The sequence below is a fragment of the Streptomyces sp. NPDC086787 genome, from assembly GCF_044745865.1.
Taxonomy (GTDB): Bacteria; Actinomycetota; Actinomycetes; order Streptomycetales; family Streptomycetaceae; genus Streptomyces.
The window spans coordinates 23405-42207 of record NZ_JBIVBC010000023.1; the positions used below are offsets into that span (position 1 = coordinate 23405).

Annotated in this window: 20 protein-coding genes; 5 read left to right on the top strand and 15 right to left on the bottom strand. The window is 72.3% G+C overall.

Annotated elements, in window-relative coordinates:
* Positions 1–36: 36 nt before the first annotated feature.
* Complete coding sequence (locus ACIPK3_RS32010; protein ID WP_402575383.1) at positions 37–1353, bottom strand: hypothetical protein; 1317 nt, start codon at positions 1351–1353, stop codon at positions 37–39.
* 143 nt (positions 1354–1496) lie between these two features.
* On the opposite strand from ACIPK3_RS32010, the gene ACIPK3_RS32015 reads away from it, so the two are divergent.
* Complete coding sequence (locus ACIPK3_RS32015; protein ID WP_402575385.1) at positions 1497–2636, top strand: PP2C family protein-serine/threonine phosphatase; 1140 nt, start codon at positions 1497–1499, stop codon at positions 2634–2636.
* A gap of 174 nt (positions 2637–2810) precedes the next feature.
* Here the strand turns inward: ACIPK3_RS32015 and ACIPK3_RS32020 are convergent, their stop codons facing one another.
* Entirely contained in the window at positions 2811–3398 is a 588-nt protein-coding gene (locus ACIPK3_RS32020) for a TetR/AcrR family transcriptional regulator (protein WP_402575387.1), read from the bottom strand.
* Positions 3399–3518: 120 nt separating this feature from the next.
* Here ACIPK3_RS32020 and ACIPK3_RS32025 point away from each other — a divergent pair, with 120 nt between their 5' ends.
* The 4 genes from ACIPK3_RS32025 (at position 3519) to ACIPK3_RS32040 (ending at position 6790) form a co-directional block, all read left to right on the top strand.
* Positions 3519–3959 (top strand): nuclear transport factor 2 family protein, encoded by a 441-nt coding sequence (locus ACIPK3_RS32025; protein ID WP_402575389.1) that lies wholly within the window; start codon positions 3519–3521, stop codon positions 3957–3959.
* A 153-nt stretch (positions 3960–4112) separates the two neighbouring features.
* Positions 4113–4982: a fructosamine kinase family protein gene (locus ACIPK3_RS32030; RefSeq protein WP_402575391.1), complete on the top strand. Its 870-nt coding sequence runs from the start codon at positions 4113–4115 to the stop codon at positions 4980–4982.
* A gap of 50 nt (positions 4983–5032) precedes the next feature.
* Positions 5033–6148 carry a PP2C family protein-serine/threonine phosphatase gene (locus ACIPK3_RS32035; protein WP_402575392.1) on the top strand — a complete coding sequence of 372 codons (1116 nt, stop codon included), beginning with the start codon at positions 5033–5035 and terminating at the stop codon, positions 6146–6148.
* Between the two features lie 186 nt (positions 6149–6334).
* The gene (locus ACIPK3_RS32040; RefSeq protein ID WP_402575394.1) at positions 6335–6790 is read left to right on the top strand and encodes a hypothetical protein; all 456 of its coding nucleotides are present in this window, start codon (positions 6335–6337) and stop codon (positions 6788–6790) included.
* Positions 6791–6835: 45 nt separating this feature from the next.
* Here ACIPK3_RS32040 and hypE read toward each other — a convergent pair whose 3' ends face one another.
* From hypE to ACIPK3_RS32105, 13 genes are all read right to left on the bottom strand, one after another.
* Positions 6836–7906 (bottom strand): hydrogenase expression/formation protein HypE, encoded by a 1071-nt coding sequence (gene hypE / locus ACIPK3_RS32045; protein WP_402575396.1) that lies wholly within the window; start codon positions 7904–7906, stop codon positions 6836–6838.
* A complete protein-coding gene (hypD, locus tag ACIPK3_RS32050; RefSeq protein WP_402575397.1) occupies positions 7899–9023 on the bottom strand; it encodes a hydrogenase formation protein HypD in 1125 nt (374 codons plus the stop codon). The genes hypE and hypD overlap by 8 nt, the downstream gene beginning before the upstream one ends.
* Positions 9020–9283, bottom strand: a complete 264-nt coding sequence (locus tag ACIPK3_RS32055; protein WP_402575399.1) for a HypC/HybG/HupF family hydrogenase formation chaperone — start codon at positions 9281–9283, stop codon at positions 9020–9022. Before ACIPK3_RS32055 ends, hypD begins: the two co-directional genes overlap by 4 nt.
* Before the next feature lie 26 nt (positions 9284–9309).
* The gene (hypF, locus tag ACIPK3_RS32060) at positions 9310–11682 is read right to left on the bottom strand and encodes a carbamoyltransferase HypF (RefSeq protein ID WP_402575401.1); all 2373 of its coding nucleotides are present in this window, start codon (positions 11680–11682) and stop codon (positions 9310–9312) included.
* On the bottom strand, positions 11679–12452 hold the full coding sequence (gene hypB / locus ACIPK3_RS32065) for a hydrogenase nickel incorporation protein HypB (protein WP_402575403.1): 774 nt from the start codon (positions 12450–12452) through the stop codon (positions 11679–11681). The genes hypF and hypB overlap by 4 nt, the downstream gene beginning before the upstream one ends.
* A gap of 3 nt (positions 12453–12455) precedes the next feature.
* Positions 12456–12851, bottom strand: a complete 396-nt coding sequence (locus tag ACIPK3_RS32070; protein WP_402575405.1) for a hydrogenase maturation nickel metallochaperone HypA — start codon at positions 12849–12851, stop codon at positions 12456–12458.
* 142 nt (positions 12852–12993) lie between these two features.
* On the bottom strand, positions 12994–13143 hold the full coding sequence (locus ACIPK3_RS32075) for a DUF6893 family small protein (protein WP_402575407.1): 150 nt from the start codon (positions 13141–13143) through the stop codon (positions 12994–12996).
* Between the two features lie 10 nt (positions 13144–13153).
* Positions 13154–13702, bottom strand: coding sequence for a hydrogenase maturation protease (locus tag ACIPK3_RS32080; protein ID WP_402575408.1), 549 nt, complete (start codon positions 13700–13702; stop codon positions 13154–13156).
* The gene (locus tag ACIPK3_RS32085) at positions 13699–15120 is read right to left on the bottom strand and encodes a hypothetical protein (RefSeq protein WP_402575410.1); all 1422 of its coding nucleotides are present in this window, start codon (positions 15118–15120) and stop codon (positions 13699–13701) included. Before ACIPK3_RS32085 ends, ACIPK3_RS32080 begins: the two co-directional genes overlap by 4 nt.
* Positions 15117–15788 carry a DUF6084 family protein gene (locus tag ACIPK3_RS32090; RefSeq protein WP_402575411.1) on the bottom strand — a complete coding sequence of 224 codons (672 nt, stop codon included), beginning with the start codon at positions 15786–15788 and terminating at the stop codon, positions 15117–15119. Before ACIPK3_RS32090 ends, ACIPK3_RS32085 begins: the two co-directional genes overlap by 4 nt.
* Positions 15785–16474, bottom strand: a complete 690-nt coding sequence (locus tag ACIPK3_RS32095; RefSeq protein ID WP_402575413.1) for a DUF5947 family protein — start codon at positions 16472–16474, stop codon at positions 15785–15787. Before ACIPK3_RS32095 ends, ACIPK3_RS32090 begins: the two co-directional genes overlap by 4 nt.
* A complete protein-coding gene (locus tag ACIPK3_RS32100) occupies positions 16471–17016 on the bottom strand; it encodes a hypothetical protein (RefSeq protein WP_402575415.1) in 546 nt (181 codons plus the stop codon). The genes ACIPK3_RS32095 and ACIPK3_RS32100 overlap by 4 nt, the downstream gene beginning before the upstream one ends.
* Positions 17013–18797: a nickel-dependent hydrogenase large subunit gene (locus ACIPK3_RS32105; RefSeq protein ID WP_402575417.1), complete on the bottom strand. Its 1785-nt coding sequence runs from the start codon at positions 18795–18797 to the stop codon at positions 17013–17015. The genes ACIPK3_RS32100 and ACIPK3_RS32105 overlap by 4 nt, the downstream gene beginning before the upstream one ends.
* Between the last annotated feature and the right edge of the window lie 6 nt (positions 18798–18803).

Sequence of the window (18803 nt, forward strand, 5' to 3'; positions counted from 1 at the left end):
CCTACCGGTAGGAGCCAGTAGGGGCCGGTAGGAGTGTCAGCCTTGCCGGTACCGGTCGTCGCCGACGCGTCCGCTCGCGGCCAGCAGGGCGAGCACCGCGAGGACGGCGAGCAGGATGAGCACCAGCAGCAGGACCGTCAGCACCGTCGGATGGTTCCACAGGGCGAAGACCAGGGCGATGATCAGCAGCGCGGCGAGGGTGAGGACCCGGCGGTGGCGCTGCGCCCACTCGCCCGCCCGGCCGGTGTGGAGCTGGTGGGCCGCCGCCCACCGGGCCGTGGCGTCCGCCGCGTCCTCGGATCTGCCGCGTACGGCCACGGGCAGCCGTCCCGGCCCGACGAGGTAGGCACCGAGTGCGACGACGACGCCCAGGACGATCGCCGTACGCAGGCTGACCCGCAAAAAGCGCACCAGGGTGTCGAAGATCGCGCCGGCGGCCGCCTTGGACTGCACCTCGGGCGGGAGGTGGTCCAGGTAGTAGCCGCGCCCGACGGACAGGGCGATGGCCACGACCAGGCAGGCGAAGGCCGCTCCGAGCGCCGTGCGGGCCAGCGCGCGCCGCCGCCCCCTGGCCAGCAGGACGCCCGCGACGCCGATGAGGACGACGACGACCGGCAGCCAGTTGCCGAGCGCGTCCAGCAGCCGGGCGTACGTGCGGAACTTGGCGAGGTCGTCGGACTGGAAGAGCACGAACTGCTTGTCGACGGTGGGGATGTGCTCGGCCGGGGTCAGTCCGGCGTCTACGAGCCGCTGTTTGAGCTGGTCGACCGCCGCGCCCACGTCGAGGGTGACGGCACCGTCGGAGACGCCGACCGCGCCGTGCCCCTTGCCGGTGAGCGCGTGCACGACGAGTCCGTGGGCGGCCCGGTTGGCGTCGTCCCACACCGTGGCGAAGGCGCCGCTGCGCACCACCTCTCCGGCCGCCTTGCCGACGAGGTCGTCGACCACGGTGTTCAGCTCCGCGCCCAGCAGGCCCTTGAGCGCGTCGCCGGCGCCCGTCGGCAGGCCCTGCGACTGCAGCCAGCCGGTGATGTCGCCGGCCGCCCGCGTCCCGAGGCCGTGGACGGCGACGGCCTCGGTGATCCGGTCGACGGCCGCGTCCTGGACGGCTGGTTCGGTGGCGAGGGGGGCGACGGTGGTCACGTAGCGGTCGGTGTCGAGCACGATGTCGTGGACCCAGGTCGTCAGCAGGGCGACGGGGACCAGGACACAGGTGAGCACGATGAGTACGGCCGAGGCGATCCGGCGGGCGAGGACGGCTGCGGACGGCTTGCCGGTCCCGTCGCCGCCGGGAGCGGTTGCGCCCTCCGGGCCCGGCTCGGAAGCCGGTCCGGTCCGGTGCGCGTCGCTCATGGGGCCTCCGCCGGAAGTCGAGCCTGGTCATCCCATTGCGTCAGGGGGCGTACGGCACGGCACGCCGACGGCGTCCATCCGGGGTACGCGGCTGCTCGGCGTCGCAGATGGCCGGTGCACCGGCGCTGGGGCACGCTGGACATGTGAGTGCCCGGTGGAACCTGGGGGGTCCGCGGTGGTCCTGGCAGTCGAGTCACGCACTCCTGCTGCTTCCGGTCACCCTCATCGTGGTGATCACGGTGGCGGCCATCCGCTCTCCCGCGGACGTTCATCTGGGTCCCACGCTGGTCATCGCACCCGCACTCACCCCGTCGTTCGCCGGGCCGCGGGCGACGGCCGCGGTAGGGGTGCTCGCGGTGGCGGCGCAGGCGGTGATCGCCGATTTGCACGGCGGCCTGACGAGCGCGAATCACATCGTGCAGCTCGTCACTCTGACCGTCCTGTCGATGCTGATCGTGATCTACTGCGCGATCCGTGAGCGGCGCAATGCCCAGCTCGCCCAGGTCCGGTCGGTGGCCGAGGCGGCGCAGCACGTCCTGATGTGGCCGCTGCCGGAACAGATCGGCCCGCTGCGGATCGCCTCCCTGTACCTGGCCGCCGACGACGAGGCCCAGATAGGCGGCGACCTGTACGCGACGACCCGTGTCCAGAACATGGCGCGCGTGCTGATCGGTGACGTGCGCGGCAAGGGTCTGTCGTCGATCGGCGAGGCAGCGCTGCTGCTCGGCGCGTTCCGGGAGGCGGCGCACCGGCACACAGGGCTGCCGGAGCTGGCCGTCACCCTGGAGCAGAGCATCAGCCGGTACACGGCGGACTTCGAGTCGCCGGATGAGGCCGGGGAGCGCTTCGCGACCGCGCTGCTGGTGGAGATCCCCGACGACGACCCGGTGACCCGGCTGACCAGCTGCGGCCATCCGCCACCGCTGCTGCTCAGTCCCGGTCACGCGGTGACGGTGCCGACCCTGCATCCGGCACCGCCGCTGGGAGTCCAGGCGACGGAGCCCGGCGACTACACGCTGGACGTGTTCTCCTTCGAGGCGGGTGACACCCTGCTGCTCTACACGGACGGCGTCATCGAGGCCCGCGACGCGGGCGGCCGCTTCTACCCGCTCGCGGAGCGCGTCGCGCAGTGGACGGAAGCCAGTCCGGAAGCGCTCATGCACCACATCCGCCGGGATCTGCTCGGGCACTGCGGCGGCCGGCTGGACGACGACGCGGCACTCATCGCCCTGCACCGCACCTCCACGGTCCAGCGTCGCCACCACGGTCGGATCAGGACCTAGCCAGGGTCTGTCGCTTGGATCAGGGCGCAGAGTGCCTGCGGTGTCTTGTCGACGGGGTGAGCGGGGTCTGGTGCGTGCGGCTGCAAGGCGGAGGAGGGAGTCGACGCGACGGGGGTTCGAGTATTCGCGACAGGGCCCGGCCCGCCCAGCCCCCTAATGAGCAATTCCACGGGGTCAGCCGTCTGCTTCTGGCGCTGGTCGGAGTCCGTCGAAGACGACATTGAAGATCCGCTCCCGGGCCGCCGGGTCTGCTCCGAGGTGCTCCATAGTCGTGCCGGTGCCGGCCATCAGCGCGATCAGTTCCGGCAGGCAGAGCTCCTGGCGGACGGCGCCTGCTTGCTGTGCCCTGTCCAGCAAGCAGGCGAGCTGCGCCTGGACCACCTGGCTGGACTCCCGCAGGGCCGTGTGCGCGTCCCTGCCTGCTGCGGCGAGTGCCTGACTGAACTCGTTCTTACCCGCGGACTGTTCGATCACCAGGCGGAAACAGGCGAAAAAGGCGTCGGCGGAGTCCAGTTCGGCGGACAGCTGCGCGGTCTGAGCAGCGATCGCCTCCAGCCTGCGTACCATCACGGCCTCCAGCAGCGCTTCCTTGGTCGGGAAGTGCCGGAAGAGCGTGCCGGTTCCGACCCCGGCTGCTCGGGCGATCTCTTCGGTCGGGACGCCGACGCCACGGATGGTGAACACCTCCGTGGCGACGTCCAGCAGCCTGGCCCGGTTACGGGCCGCGTCTGCCCGCAGCGGGCGTTCCTCGGCGCCTCCCATCCCCTCCACCCTTCCTCGCCGGCTGCGGAGTCCGTGCTGGACAACCGGAGCGCTTAGTCCGTATTCTCGAAGCGGACTCTCCAGTCCGATTCTAGCGACGGATTCCGACGGAGGTGGACCGTGCCCGAGACGCTGTCACCGCGCGAGGTCTTCACGAAACTGCTCGAAGGCATCGCCGCAGGCCGTTACTCCGAACTGGCCGGGCTCTACGCCGAGGACGCCGTGGTGGAGACCGTCTTCGAGCCGGTCGGCCCGCGCCGCACCGAGGGACGGGCCGCGCTCAAGGAGCGGTTTGCGCAGGTCGCCGCGAGCAGTCCGGTGGAGCTGGCACCGGCGAACGTGGTGATCCGGGAGACCGACGACCCGGAGCTGATCGTCGCCGAGTGGGATTACCAGGTACACCACCGGCCAACCGGACGGAATTTCAAGTCCGCCAATATCCAGGTGTTGAGGGTCCGCGACGGCCTGATCGTCCACAGCCGGGACTTCCACGACCACCTGGCCCTCATCGCGGCCAGTGGCGCACTGCCGCAGATGGTGGCGGCGCTGGCCAGCAAGTAGCGCAAGTGCGGGGCCACAGATCCCGGATTCTGCGGCGCCTCGACCGCTGCGCATTCGCCGAGAGCGGGCTCGGTCTAACTCCCTGCGGCTTCGGCCTCCCTCGTTTCATGCCCGCGGCCGCCACCTTGGAATTGCGCATCTAGCCTGGGATCCGTGTACGAACACGGCGCGCATCCCCGGCAGGTGGCGGCCCGGCTGACCGGGCGGGCCGTCGGCGCCGGGCGGGCGTTGTCCTCGCAGCTGACCGAGGTCGCCCTGGACGGCGGACCGGGGGTGCTGGTCAAACACGCGCGTGGGGCACGGGCCGCACGCGCCGAGGCGGCGGGGCTGCGCTGGCTGGCCGACGCGGGAGCCGTACGGATTCCGGAGGTGTACGGACCCGACGGGCCGTGGCTGGTGACCGAACGCGTCCCGGTGGGGCGGGCGCACGGCACGGCGGCGTTCCGGTTCGGCCGGGACCTGGCGGCGCTGCATCGCGCCGGGGCACCCGCGTTCGGGGCGCCGCCGCCCGGCGGTCCCGAGGACGCGTACATCGGCCTCGCCCCGATGCGCAATGCCAGCGGCGGCGACTGGCCTGGCTGGTACGCGGAGCACCGAGTGCTGCCGTATCTGCGTACGACGGTCGACGAGGGCACCGTCCGGCCGGGCGAGGCGGCCCTGGTCGAGCACCTCTGCGAGCGGCTGCCCGAGATTGCGGGACCCGCCGAACCACCTGCCCGGCTGCACGGCGATCTCTGGAACGGCAACGTGCTGTGGGGATCCGACGGTCACGTCCGGCTCATCGACCCGGCCGCGCACGGCGGTCACCGGGAGACCGACCTGGCCATGCTCGCCCTCTTCGACTGCCCGCACCTGGACCGGGTGCTGGACGGCTACCAGGAGGGAGCGCCCCTCGCGGACGGCTGGGCGGATCGCGTCGGCGTGCACCAGCTGTTCCCGCTTCTGGTGCACGCGGTGCTGTTCGGCCGGGGGTACGCCGAACAGGCCCTCACGGTCGCCCGTCGGGCAAGCCGCGCGTCCTGACCGGGGGCGGAGGGCGGGCCCGGGTCCGGGTCCGGGCGTAGCTTGGTCGTGTGAGGACGCTGGGCAGCCGGTCGCCGCACCGGTACCGGGACGGGCGCAGCTGGCTGCGGGGCGCGCCGCCGCCGCGGTGGGTGCGGGTGCTGCCCGTGATTCTTCTGGTGATCGTCACGGCGGCCACCGTGACCGAGGGCCATGGCCTCGACCTGGGGTTTCTGCTGGGGGCGATCCCACCGCTGGCCGTGCTGTCGTACGGGCCGCTGGCCACCGCGGTACTGGGTGTACTGGTGATCGCCGTCCTGCATCTCCCGGCGACGCATCTGAACCGTCCGGGTGACACCGATCTGCTCACGGTCCTGTTCGTGGCCGGCCTGAGTGTGTTCGTGTCCTTCGTGCGCAGTCACCGGGACGCCCAGCTGGACACGGAGCGGACGGTCGCCGAGGTGGTGCAGCGGGCCGTGGTGCCGCCGCTGCCGGAGCGGGTCGGGCCGGTCCGCTGTGCGGGGCTGTACCGGGCGGCCCAGCACGGCACGTTGATCGGCGGGGACTTCTTCGACGTGCGGGACGGGCCGTACGGGGTGCGGGCGGTGATGGGTGATGTTCAGGGGCACGGGCTGTCGGCCGTGTCGACGGTGGTGTCGCTGCTCGGCGCCTTCCGGGAGGCGGTGCTGGACCAGCCCGGCCTGGAGTCGGTCGCGTCGCGGATGGACCGGCGTCTGCGGGTGGACTCGGCGGATGTCCCGCATGCCGAACTGTTCGCCACGGCCATGCTGCTGGAGTTCTCGGCGGACGCCCGCTCGGTGCGGATCGTGACGTGCGGACATCCGGTGCCGGTGCTGCTGCACGACGGGCAGGTGCGTGAGGTCGGCGTCGCGTCGGGCACTCCCCTCGGGCTCGGCGCGTTGAGCGCGGACGCGCCGAAGGAGGTCACGGTGGCGCTGGGGGCGGGCGACAGGTTGTTCCTGGCGTCGGACGGCGTGTGGGAGGCGCGGGACGCCTCGGGCTGCTTCTATCCGCTGCCCGAGCGGCTCGCGGCGCTGCTCACCGACGACTCGGCCGCGCTGACCGGTCTGGTGTGGGAGGACCTGGTGAGCCGCTGCGGCACCATCAGGGACGACGCCACCATGCTGGTCCTCGGGCCCGGTTCCCCGACGGCCGTGGACAGCTGATCGTTGACGCGTCGTTCACCGGATCGTTCAACAGATCCGTCAACGGAGCGAACGCCAGGCTTCGCCACCCCTTCCGCCGCGTGGAAATATCCACCAGCATGCAGGCGCCGGGTCGGCGTGCGATCGCACGTGGTCGCACACGTACCCGGTATCGAGCATGTCCGCGGCGAAGGGGATGACGCACCGATGTGGACGCAGGGCGTGGAATGGCTTGCCGCCGCCGCGGCGGACCCCCGGGCCTGCAAGCGGGCCTGGGACCACGGCGACGGCATCGCCCTGCTGGCGGCAGGCCGCTTCTGGGACGTGCTGAGCGTGCCCGACCGGCTCGGGCTGCTCACCCTGGACCTGCTGTGGCGGCCGTCGCTGCCGGTACCCGGGCCGACGCTGGTGGACACCGTCGCCCACCGGGTCGGTTTCTTCCTTCCGCCGGACCCGTCCGGTCTGTGGATCGGGGCCGGGCTGCGCTACGCGAGCAAGGGCGCGTGGGTCGCGGTGCCGCCGCCGTACCGGGCGGCCCGGTCCCTGGAATGGCTGGTCCCGCCCGACGGCACCGGCTCGCTGCACGGGCCCGGCGCCCTTGAGCTCGCGCTGCGCCAGGCCAGCACCACCCTGGCCGTGCTCACGCCGCCCGGCGAGGGGTGACACGGCCCGGGGTGACACGGCCAGGGGTGGATCGCGGGGCCCAGGTCAGCAGATCCTAGGCAGCTGCTCCCCCAGCGGCATGTCGACCACCCGGGTACCGCCCAGCGCGGTGCGGGCCACCACCATCCCGGGATGGTCCGCGACCGCTTCGCCGATGATCGCGGCCTGGCGGCCGAGCGGGTGGGCCCGCATGGCGTCCAGTACGGCGTCGGCGTGCCGACGGGGCACGAAGGCGACCAGCTTGCCCTCGTTGGCGACGTAGAAGGGGTCGAGGCCGAGCACCGCGCAGGCGCCTGCCACGGCCGCGGGAACCGGGACGTCCCGCTCCGTGATGACCACGCCCGCTCCCGAGGCGGCGGCGATCTCGTTCAGTGAGGCCGCGAGCCCGCCGCGGGTGGGGTCGCGCAGCACGTGCAGATCGGGGGTGACGGCGAGCATCGACTCGACCAGCCCGCCGAGCGCGGCGCAGTCGCTCTCGATCTCCACGCCGAACTCCAGCCCCTCGCGCACGCTCATGATGGCCACGCCGTGCACGCCGACCGCGCCGCTGACGATCACGACGTCGCCCGGTACGACGCGCTGCGCCCGCAGGTCGACTCCGGCCGGGATCAGCCCGATACCGGCGGTGTTGAGGTAGATCCCGTCGCCGTGGCCGGCCTCCACCACCTTGGTGTCGCCGGTGGCCACCTCGACGCCGGCCGCCCGCGCGGCCGCCCCCAGCGCCTCGGCGACCCGGGCGACGGTCTCCAGTTCCACGCCCTCCTCCAGGATGAATCCGCAGGAGAGGTAGGCGGCTCGCGCCCCGCTCATCGCGAGGTCGTTGACGGTGCCGTTGACGGCGAGGTCGCCGATGCTGCCGCCGGGGAAGAACAGCGGCCGTACGACGAAGGAGTCGGTGGAGAACGCCAGCCGCTGTCCGCCGAGGGTGACCGCGGCGGCGTCTCCCAGCTGGGCGAGGACGGCCGAGCCGAAGGCGGGCGCGAAGACGTGCTCGACGAGTTCGGCGGAGAGCGTGCCGCCCCCACCGTGGCCCATGACGATCCGCGGCTGGTCGCGCAGTGGCGCCGGGCAGGTCCAGGCGGTGAGGTCGGGGGTGGTCGTGGTGCTGTCAGGCAACGGGGCTCGCCTCCCGGGCGGCGGGGGTGGTGTCCAGGCGCCGGTAGAGGTAGTACGCGGCGCAGGCGCCCTCGCTGGAGACCATGGTGGCTCCGAGCGGGGTACGGGGGGTGCAGCGGGTGCCGAACGCCTCGCACTCGTTCGGCTTGAGCAGTCCCTGGAGGACCTCGCCGCTGCGGCACGCGGCCGGCTCGCTGGTGCGGATGTCCTCGACGGAGAACCGTGACTCGGCGTCGTGGTCACGGTACTTGGCGGACAGCCGCCAGCCGCTGCCGGGGATCACGCCGATGCCGCGCCAGGCCCGGTCGGTGATCTCGAAGACGTCCTCCAGCATGGCCCGCGCGGCCGGGTTGCCGTCGGCACGGACGGCCCGGGGGTAGGCGTTCTCGACGGTGTGCTCGCCGCGCTCCAGCTGCGCCACGGTTCGGCGCACGCCCTCCAGGATGTCGAGGGGTTCGAAGCCGGTCACCACGATCGGGACGCGGTGCCGCTCGGCCAGCTCCGGGTACTCGGCCATTCCCATCACGGTGCAGACGTGCCCGGCGGCGAGGAAGCCCTGCACCCGGCAGCTCGGTGAGCGCATGATCGCCTCGATGGCGGGAGGCACCCGCACATGGGAGACCAGCATGCTGAAGTTGCGGATGCCCAGTCTGCGGGCCTGGTGGACCGTCATGGCGTTGGGCGGAGCGGTGGTCTCGAAGCCGATGCCGAAGAACACCACTTCGCTGCCGGGGTTCTGCTGCGCGATGCGCAGGGCGTCCAGCGGCGAGTAGACGACCCGTACGTCACCGCCCTCGCTGCGCACCTGAAACAGGTCCCGCCCGGTGCCGGGCACCCGGAGCATGTCGCCGAAGGAGCAGAAGATCACCCCCGGCCGGGACGCGATCTCCAGGGCCTTGTCGATGACCTCCAGCGGGGTCACACACACGGGACAGCCCGGTCCGTGGATCAACTCGATCTGTTCGGGGAGCAGTTGGTCGATTCCGTGCCGGATGATGGAGTGTGTCTGGCCGCCGCAGACCTCCATCAGCGCCCAGGGCCGGGTCACGGTGGCGTGGATCTCGTCCAGGAGCCGTCGCGCCAGCGCCGGGTCCTGGAACTCGTCGATGTACTTCACTTCGCCGCCTCCCAGGGGTCGCCGAACTCCTCCTGGAGCATGCCGAGTTCGGCGAAGAGCTCGAGTGTCTGCCGGGCCGACTCCTCGTCGAGGCGCTGCAGCGCGAACCCGACGTGCACGATGGCGTATTCGCCGACCTGGAGGTCGGGCAGGTACTCCAGGCACACCTCCTTGACCACGCCGCCGAAGTCGACGGTGGCCAGTCGCGTGCCGTCGCGCTCCTGGATGTCCAGCACTCTGCCGGGTACCGCCAGGCACATGGGGCTGTCCTCCTGTGGGTCTCTCGTCAGTCGGGGTTGCTCGTCCGCGCGGCCACCATGAGCTGGCCGAGGGCCAGCCCACCGTCGCCGGGCGGGACCAGGTGGTGGCGCAGCACCGTGAAGCCGTCCCCGGTCAGCGCCGTCGTACAGGCCGAGGAGAGCGGGGAGTTGAGGAACACTCCGCCGGTCAGCGCGACGGTGTGCACGCCGTGCCGTTCGCGGGCTCGCACGCAGAGGCAGTGGACGAGCGCGGCGACGGCCCGGTGGAAGCGGGCGGCGACGACGGCCGGGCCGGTGCCCGCTCGCAGGTCGTCCACGATCGCCGCGAGCACGGGCGCCGGGTCGGCGCGCACCGGGCGGGTGCCGGAGAGGGCGAAGGCGTAGGTCGCGGTGTCCTCGGAGGGTGCCGCGAGGGCGGCCGCCTCCAGTTCGACGGCCGCCTGCGCCTCGTAACCCGCCCGATGGCACACGCCCGCGAGGGACGACACGGCGTCGAAGAGCCGTCCCATGCTGGAGGTGGGCACACAGTTGAGATTGCGCTCCAGCTGTCTTTCCAGCAGGGCGAGTTCGTCCGGCGGGCAGGCCAGCACACAGGGCAGGTCGGCGGACCGGGCGAGCCCGGCCGCGCGCAGGTGCGCGATCGCCATCCGGTAGGGACGGCGCACGGCGGTGTCGCCGCCGGGCAGCGGCACATAGGCGAGATGGCCGAGGCGGGTGAAGCCGTCGTAGTCCGCGAGGAGGAACTCCCCGCCCCACACCGCCCCGTCGTCGCCGTGGCCGGTGCCGTCGAAGGCGACGCCGAGCACCGGGCGGCTGCCGTCCAGGCCGTGTTCGGCCATCGCGGAGGCGACATGGGCGTGGTGGTGCTGGACCCGGACGACGGGCCGTCCGTCCGCGTTGCGGTCCGCCCAGCGCGCGGATCGGTAGCCGGGGTGCCGGTCGGCGGCCAGCAGCACGGGCCGTACGGGTGTGATCGACTCCAGTTGTGCCACGGCGCGTTCGAACGCGCGCTGGGTGGCCAGGTCGTCCATGTCGCCGATGTGGGCAGACAGCCACGCACGGTGGCCTTCGCCGAGGCAGAAGGTGTTCTTCAGGTCGCCGCCGACCGCGAGGGCGGGGCGCACCGGCAGGGGCAGATCCAGGGGCAGGGGTGCGTAGCCGCGGGCCCGGCGGACGACGAGGGGTTCGCCGTCGCACACCCGCACCACGGAGTCGTCGCACGGCACATGGATCGGACGGTCGTGGGTGAGCCAGGCGTCGGCCAGGTGCGCGAGGCGGTCCAGCGCCTCGGTGTCGTCGGTCACGATCGGCTCGCCGGAGACGTTTCCGCTGGTCATGACGAGCAGCGGGGTGCCCTCGCGGTCGCCCGCCAGACCGAACAGGAGGTGGTGCAGGGGGGTGTAGGGCAGCATGACGCCGAGGTCGGGGCTGCCCGGGGCGACGGCGTCCGCCGGTCCCGGCAGCGCGGCACCGGTGTCCGCGCAGCGGCGCAGCAGGACGATGGGGCGGCGGGAGCCGGTGAGCAGGGCGCGTTCCTCGGGGCCGAGCCGCACGAGGTGCTCGATGTCGTCGAGTCCACGGGCCATGACCGCGAACGGCTTGTCGCCCCTGGACTTGCGGCGGCGCAGCAGTGCCACCGCGGCCGGGTCGGTGGCGTCGCAGGCGAGGTGGTATCCGCCGAGGCCCTTGACGGCGACGATCGCACCGCTCGCCAGCAGGGCGCGGGCGCCCTCGACCGGTTCGGCGCCGGTGGCGGGCACCGGTGGGTCGCCGGGCTCCGGTCCGCGCACCAGCAGCCGCAGCCGCGGCCCGCAGTCCGGGCAGGCGACGGGCTGGGCGTGGAAGCGCCGGTCGGCGGGGTCGGCGTACTCGTCGGCGCAGCCGACGCACATCGGGAAGCCGGCCATGGTGGTCTGTGCCCGGTCGTAGGGCAGGCCGGTGACGATGGTGAACCGCGGTCCGCAGTGAGTGCAGTTGACGAAGGGATGGCGGTGGCGCCGGTCGCCGGGGTCGGCGAGTTCGCGCAGGCACTGCGCGCAGGTCGCCGTGTCCGGGGGGATCAGGGTGCCCGCGGGTCCGGCGCCATGGGAGACGAGGATGGCGAAACCGGTGTCCCCGGTGGTGGGCACGTCCTGGTGGTCGACCGTGTCCACGCGGGCCAGGGGCGGCGCGTCCGGCGCGATCCGGGCGCAGAAGCGGGTGACCGCGTCCGGTGCGCCCTCCACCTCCAGGACGACGCCGTCCGGGGTGTTGGTGACGTGCCCGGTCAGGCCGAGGCCGGTGGCGAGGGTGTGGACGTAGGGGCGGAAGCCCACGCCCTGTACGACGCCCCGAACGGTGACCCGGCGGCGCAGTCGTGGCGGGAAGCCGACCGTGGCCGTCGGGGGCAGGAGGCTCACGGCCGGGCCGGGACCGAGGTGCGCTCGTGGTCGTGCGGGTGGTCGTGGGGTTGGGGATCGTGGGAGTGGGAGTGGAGGTGGGGCTGCCGGGCCATGACGGGACGGTGCCCGGGGCCGTGCTCCGCGGCGGTGAGCGCCCGGTCGAGAAGTCTGCCGAGGCCGTTCCCCGTGCGTACCGAGGTGAGAAGTACCTCGACGCCGGGGTTGACCTGCCGCACGTTCGCCCGGAAGGCCGCCTCGTCGAAGCCGGCCGCGTCGGCGATGTCGGTCTTGGTGACCACGACCAGATGGGCCAGGCCGAAGGCGGTGGGGTACTTCAGCGGCTTGTCCTCGCCCTCGGTGACCGAGGCGAGCACCACGCGCAGGGTCTCCCCCAGGTCGTAGGAGGCCGGGCAGACCAGGTTGCCGACGTTCTCCACGAACAGCAGCCGGGTCGGGTCCGGCAGCCACCCCTCCAGGTGGCGGGCGAGCATCGTGGCTTCCAGATGGCACAGTCCGTCGGTGAGGACCTGTTTGACCGGAACACCCGAACGCGCCAGCCGGACCGCGTCGTTCTCGGTGGCGAGATCGGCGGTGAGCGCCGCGACGGGCAGGGAGCGTTCGCGGGCCAGCCTCAACTCGTGTTCCAGCAGCGCGGTCTTGCCGCTTCCGGGACTGGACAGCAGATTGACCACGGTGGTGCCGCGGGCCGCGAGCGTGGTGCGCAGGGTGTGCGCCGACTCGTCGTTGCGGGCGAGAACCGCCTGTTGCAGATCGACCACTCGGCACATGGTTCAGCGCTCCTCGACGATCGGTTCGCGGGTGGGTGCGGGGGCCGTTCCGTCGTCCCAGCGCACACTGGTGACGCGCAGTTCACGGCCCGACCGCAGGCTGCTGGTGGTGCCGCCGCAGCGCGGGCAGGTCAGGGAGGGCGGCATGCCGACGAGCCATTCGTGTGCGCAGGGGGCGCAGTGGGCCCGTCCGGGCACGGTGTCGGTGACCAGTTCGGCACCCTCCAGCACGGTTCCGGCGCAGGCGAGTTCGAAGCAGAAGGACAGCGAGTCGGCGACGACTCCGGCGAGTTCGCCGACCTCCAGGCGCACCGAGCGCACGGCGGTGACGTCTCCGGCCCGTTCGGCCGCCTCTTCGACCTGTCCGATCACCGCCAGCGCGATGGACATCTCGTGCATCGCTCTCCGTCCTGGCGCGCGGTGCGCGCGCCGGTCACCGGCCCCATTAGAGGCGCGGTGCCACGGGCTCACGGCCAGGCACGCCGTCGCCGGGCGGCCGGGTACGCCGTTCGCCGCAACGAGGCGTGCGGCTGGGCAGGTGTCACATGCGGCTCATGCGCAGATAGCGTCTGAGGTCGGGCAGTGACTGCACGACGATGGCCGCGACCGCGGCCGACATCACTCCGAGCACGACGTTCTTCCTCATATGGCTCTCGTTCTTCTCGTACTTGTGTCTCTCGTTCTTCCTCATCTGTCTCTCCTCACTTGACGGCCTCGCCGGTCAGTGGCCGTGCTCCGGGTGCCGGGGGTGCGGCCAGCAGGTCTTCGATCAGCCGGACGGCCCGGGGTACGGCGTCCAGGACCGGGCCGCTCAGGCCGATCCCCTCCTCGACCGACTCGGGTTCGCAGCCCACGACGACGACGCGGCGCGGCGGCCGCCCGTCGGTCGAGGCGCAGAGCGTGCCCAGCAGGGCGAGGACGGCGTCGGGGGTCATGTGGTGGCCGTCGACCGCGGCGGGTCCCGCCGGGCCGGCGTCGATGCCGTCGTGCTCGATCACGTAGAGCGTGCCGGGTTCCTCGCCGCGGGCCGAGGCGTCCACGAGCACGACGGTGTCGTAGCCGTCGAGGAGCCGGTAGGCGAGGTGCACCCCGCGTACGCCGATGTCCACGACCTCGGTGTGGCCGGGCAGCGGACGTGCGGTGAGCGCACGCACGGTCTCGACGCCGAAGCCGTCGTCGCCGAGGAAGATGTTCCCGATGCCCGCGACGAGGACGCGTCCGGCGGAGCCCCGTTCGGGGAGCGAGCTCATGAGCCGTCCTCCAGGGGGGTCAGTTCGTCGGGCTGGAAGTACAGATAGCGGCCCTGCTGGCGGCGCAGGTCGGCACCGGGGTCGCCGTCCACGGTGACCGCGAGGTGCACCACGCCGTCCACGTCGTGCAGCACCGCCTCAACGGTGGCGGAACGCCCCCGCAGGAACAGGTCCTGTGCGTCGGTGCGGCGCAGGCCGGGGTTCAGGACGACCCGGGTGCCCGCGCCCACCGCGCGGCCGTCGACCGTGACCCGGTCGTGGGCGGGGTCGAAGCCGGCGTCGGCCGCCGGGTCCCACCAGGGGGTGTCCGGGCGCGGTACGCCGTGCTCGTCGGGGAAGGCGGCGCCGGGTTCGGGCCGGGTGACCTCGCGCAGTCCGCGCACCGCGCCGTGCAGGCGCTCCAGCACCTCCGCCGGCATCGAGTCGGCGAGGTCGATGACGGCGGCGGCCCGCTCGTCGGTGCCGCGGGCCTCGCGCTTCTCCTCGTCGGTGAGGGCCGCGGTGCGCAGGGCGAGGATCTCGTCGATCTCGGTGGCGTCGTACAGGGCGCCGGGGCTTTCGGGGGCGATGGCCGGGTGGTCCTCAAGGATGATCGGTGAGGACAGCACCACGTCGGCGCGGCCGGGTTCGCCCGCGAGCACCGGCCAGGTGTGCAGGTTCCGGCAGGCGCGGGTGGCGGTCTTCGCCCATTCGGGGGGATCGGTCAGCGACAGGAACGAGCCCTGGCTCAGTGCCATGAGGAGGTGGGCGGCGACCGGGGAGCGCGGGAGCGCCGCGTCCCGGTCGGCGGCGTGTCCGGCGGGCGGGACCCAGGTGCTGGTGTTCTCGGTGACGGCGGTCAGCCGCATCACCCGGTAGGGGCCTTCGAGTTCGCATGCGGACAGCCGCAGTACGCCGGTGAGTTCCTCGTGGCGGCGGACGACGCGGCCGACGGTCCGGCCCGTCTCGTCCAGAACGGGCTCGGTCTCCTCCCCGGCCGGCCGCTCCACGGGGATCGTGACGTCCTCGGCGAGCAGGTCGGCCACCGGAACCGCAGCTTCCACGCGTTCCTCGACGCCCTCGTCCCAGGGCACCAGCACCCGGTCGGGCAGCCGGAGTTCGGGAACCGTCTCGAACCCGCCGTCGGGCAGAAGCCGTTGGACCGTGCGGCGGCGAGCACGCAGGAAGCGCAGTTCGACGGCGAGGGTGGCGCCCGCGCCGGGTTCCATCAGCAACTCGGTGTGCTGGAAGGAGTGTTCCTCGCACTCGGCGCCCCAGCCGGGCGGCACCAGCACACCGAACTGCCAGCGCAGCCGGTTCTTCGCCGCCGAAGCACGGTACGGGTAGAGCACATAGCCCTCGAAGAGGACGGCGTCGGCGACCTGCCGGGCACGGGCGAGCCGTGCCTCGGTCTCGGGGGTGAACGTGGTCACGCTCACGTGGGGGTCCTCCCGGTCAGGGCGGTGCCGGTGGCGGCCGCGCCCGGCGTCTCCTCCAGCAGGGCGCTCACGGTCGCCTCCCAGGAGGGCAGCGCGCGGCGCGAGCGGAAGGCGAGCAGGGCGTTCATGGTGTCGCGGGGCAGGCGGATCCAGCCGCAGCCGGGGAAGTGCTGTTCGACCATCTCGCGCCAGGCGGCGACGGGCATGCGGAAGGTGGCCTCGCGGTCCCAGGGAACGGGTTCGACGCGGAAGCCGCCGGCCCCGGTGAAGGCGGTGCCGGAGAAGAGCATCAGCAGGGGCACTTCGCCGCCGCGCAGCGCGTCCAGGTATCGGGTGGCGGCGATGTCCATGTCGTAGGTGCAGGGCACGACGAGGTCCGCCTCCGTCTCCCGGGTGAAGCCGGTGACCATGAGCGGGACCTGGGCGAACTGCACGGGCTGGAGGGTGCTGCCCCACCGCGAGCGCTCCCCGAACAGGTCGGTGAGTCCATGGGCCTCGGTGCCGTCGTAGCCGCGCCTGGCGGGCTCGATGCGGATCTGGCAGTTGAGTGCCAGGGCGTGCACGGGCTCGTCGCTGTCCTTGCTGATCCTCAGCCGGAAGACCAGCGTGGGTCCGGCGGCGTAGCGGTCGGCGCGTACGCCGGTGCAGACGAAGGAGAGTCCGCTCACCTGCCGTCCTCCTCGGCGACAGAACCCGCGGAACCGGCGGAGCCGACGGGAGGGTCCACGGGGTCGACGGGCCGGGCGAGGGCGCCCACGCGGGTGAAGAACGTGTCCAGGGCGGCGCGGGCCTCGGCACCGCCGTCGAAGCCGGTCCACAACAGGCGCATGCGGCCGACGAGTTCGTAGGCGACGTCGATCGGGACGAGGTGGCACTCGACGGCGCCGTCGGTGCGGCGCAGCAGCAGTGCCTCGACGTCCGGCGCGAGCAGCCCGGCGAGCGCGGTGGCGGTGCGGACGGCGTCCCACGCCTCGGATTCGAGTTCGCTCTCGGTGGCGCCCGCCGGGCTCGGGTAGAGCGCCACCAGCCGGTCGAGCGTGCTGTTGTGGAAGAAGAACGCGACGCCGACCGGGATGCGCAGGGCGTCCCAGGCCTGGTCGTCGAGGTGGTGCCCGGGATCGGTGAGGTAGCGGTCGGGGACGGGCCTGAAGCGGCCGACGCCTGCGCCGGGCCGGTCCATGAGCAGGAAGCAGGGCACGCAGGCGCACACCAGGGCGCGTTGCTCGGTGTCCACGAGGTGGCGGTGCTCGTCCTCGTCCACGACGGCCGTGCACAGGCCGCACCGCTCCGGGCTCGGGGGCCGTTCGGTGCGGAATCTGCGCAGGCCGGACGGGCGCGTGGGGGCCGCGGTCATCTGTCGGTCCCGGGCCGTACGCCGATCTGGAGCAGCGCGGGCCCGGCCGGACCGCCGTCGGTGCGTACCTCCACGGCGGTGACCTCCGGTACGAAGCAGCCGAGGGCGTCCTCGGCCGCCTGCCGGGCCGCCGTGGCGGTGGCGGCGCAGCCGCAGCCGGCTCCGTCGGGCGCGGCCCGCAGCCGGAGGGTGCCGCTGGGCTCGTCGAAGGAGTCGACCTCGAGGTCCTGCTGGGCGACCGTGGCCAGAGCACGGGCGATGCGGGTGTCCCGGTCGTCGGGGTGGAGGTCGTGGAGCACCAGCAGGGAGGCGACCAGCTGGTCGCCGAGCAGGGCCTCGACGGTGCCGTCCGCGGGGAGGAGTTCGAGGACGCGGGCGAGGCCGGCGCCGTAGAAGTCCATGAGCGACCGCACCAGTTCCTCCGCCGCGGCGACCGCGGCGGGGTCCCCGGCGCCCGCGAGCCGGTCGAGCACGTCCTCGATCCGCCGCCCGGCCTGCTCGGCGTTGGCCGGGCGGGTGGCGGCCGCCGTGGGCGCGCTCATCCGCCCAGTCCGCTCAGGCCGGTGGGGACGTGCATCTTCTGCACGGTCTTGCCGCCGCCGACGTACATGTGGACACCGCAGGGCAGACAGGGGTCGAAGCTGCGCACCGCGCGCATGATGTCGATGCCCTTGAAGTTCTCCGGGGAGTTCTCCTCGAAGATCGGGGTGTTCTGCACGGCGTCCTCGTACGGGCCGGGCGTGCCGTAGGTGTCCCGGACGCTGGCGTTCCAGGGGGTGGGCGGATAGGGGTGGTAGTTGGCGATCTTGCCGTCGCGGATCACCATGTGGTGGGACAGGACGCCGCGGACCGCCTCGGTGAAGCCGACACCGACGGCCTCGTCGGGGACCTCGAACTTCTCCCAGGTCTGGGTGCGTCCGGCGCGGACCTCCGCCAGGGCCTGTTCGGCGAAGTGCAGGGCGAGGGCGGCGGTGTAGGCCTGGAAGTAGCTGCGCGCGCGGTTGCGTTCGAGCGCGTTGCTCCACTTCGGGATCTTCCACTCGAAGGTGGTCTCGGGCCGGGTCATCGTGCGCGGCAGGTTGATGATCACGCTGTGGCCGGTGGCCTTGACCCCGCCGGTGTCGACGAGTCCGGCCAGCGCGGTGGACCACAGGCGGGCGATGGGGCCGCCGCCGGTGTCCAGGGCGAGGTGGTCCTTGCCGTCGAACCAGCGCGGGGACATGACCCAGCTGTACTTGTCGTCGAAGTTCCGCTTCTGCGGTGCCGGGATGGTGTGCTGGTTCCAGGGGTGGCGCGGGTCGACCGGGTTGCCGAGTGGGTCGTGGGTGACGAAGAGGTCCTTGCCCTGCCAGTCCTCGTAGTAGGAGCTGCCCAGCAGGATGCGGATGCCCAGGTTGATCTCGGTGAGGTCGGTGGTGACCAGTTTGCCGTCCACGACGATGCCCGGGGTGACGAACATCTTCCGACCCCAGTCGGTCATGTTGGCGTAGGTGAAGTCGCAGTGCTCGGGGTCGTTGAGCGCTCCCCAGCAGCCGAGCAGGACGCGGCGGCGGCCGACCTCCTCGTAGCCGGGCAGGGCCTCGTAGAAGAAGTCGAAGAGGTCGTCGTGGAGCGGTACGACCCGCTTCATGAACTCCACGTAGCGCATCAGACGGCTGAGGTAGTCCGTGAAGAGCTGGACGGAGGCGTTGGTGCCGACGCCGCCCGGGTACAGCGTGGAGGGGTGTACGTGGCGGCCCTCCATCAGGCAGAACATCTCGCGGGTGTAGCGGCTGACCTGGAGGGCCTCGCGGTAGAACTCGCCCTCCAGGGGGTTCAGCGACCGCATGATGTCGGCGATGGTGCGGTAGCCGTGCTCGGCGGCGTGCGGGGCCTCGGTGCGCTCTGCGAGTTCGAGTACGCCGGGGTTGGTCTCCTTGACCATCTTCTCGCAGTAGTCGACCCCGACCAGGTTCTCCTGGAAGATGTTGTGGTCGAACATGTACTCGGCCGCCTCGCCGAGGTTGATGACCCACTCGCCGAGGTGCGGGGGCTTCACTCCGTACGCCATGTTCTGCGCGTACACCGAGCAGGTGGCGTGGTTGTCGCCGCAGATTCCGCAGATGCGGCTGGTGATGAAGTGGGCGTCGCGCGGGTCCTTGCCGCGCATGAAGACGCTGTAGCCGCGGAAGACCGACGAGGTGCTGTAGCACTCGGCGACCCGCTTCTGCTTGAAGTCGATTTTCGTGTGGATGCCCAGGCTGCCCACGATCCGGGTGATCGGGTCCCAGGACATCTCCATCAGGCCGCTGCCGTCGCCGGCCGCCTTGGTCTTGGGGGTCATGGTCTG

Excerpts from the sequence above, each read along its gene's own strand:
- ACIPK3_RS32075 (WP_402575407.1), bottom strand. The coding sequence starts at position 13,143 with ATGAGGAAGAACGAGAGACACAAGTACGAGAAGAACGAGAGCCATATG.
- ACIPK3_RS32010 (WP_402575383.1), bottom strand. The coding sequence starts at position 1,353 with ATGAGCGACGCGCACCGGACCGGACCGGCTTCCGAGCCGGGCCCGGAG.
- ACIPK3_RS32055 (WP_402575399.1), bottom strand. The coding sequence starts at position 9,283 with ATGTGCCTGGCGGTACCCGGCAGAGTGCTGGACATCCAGGAGCGCGAC.
- ACIPK3_RS32020 (WP_402575387.1), bottom strand. The coding sequence starts at position 3,398 with ATGGGAGGCGCCGAGGAACGCCCGCTGCGGGCAGACGCGGCCCGTAAC.
- ACIPK3_RS32040 (WP_402575394.1), top strand. The coding sequence starts at position 6,335 with ATGTGGACGCAGGGCGTGGAATGGCTTGCCGCCGCCGCGGCGGACCCC.
- ACIPK3_RS32105 (WP_402575417.1), bottom strand. The coding sequence starts at position 18,797 with ATGACCCCCAAGACCAAGGCGGCCGGCGACGGCAGCGGCCTGATGGAG.
- ACIPK3_RS32100 (WP_402575415.1), bottom strand. The coding sequence starts at position 17,016 with ATGAGCGCGCCCACGGCGGCCGCCACCCGCCCGGCCAACGCCGAGCAG.
- ACIPK3_RS32095 (WP_402575413.1), bottom strand. The coding sequence starts at position 16,474 with ATGACCGCGGCCCCCACGCGCCCGTCCGGCCTGCGCAGATTCCGCACC.
- ACIPK3_RS32070 (WP_402575405.1), bottom strand. The coding sequence starts at position 12,851 with ATGCACGAGATGTCCATCGCGCTGGCGGTGATCGGACAGGTCGAAGAG.
- hypB (WP_402575403.1), bottom strand. The coding sequence starts at position 12,452 with ATGTGCCGAGTGGTCGATCTGCAACAGGCGGTTCTCGCCCGCAACGAC.
- ACIPK3_RS32080 (WP_402575408.1), bottom strand. The coding sequence starts at position 13,702 with ATGAGCTCGCTCCCCGAACGGGGCTCCGCCGGACGCGTCCTCGTCGCG.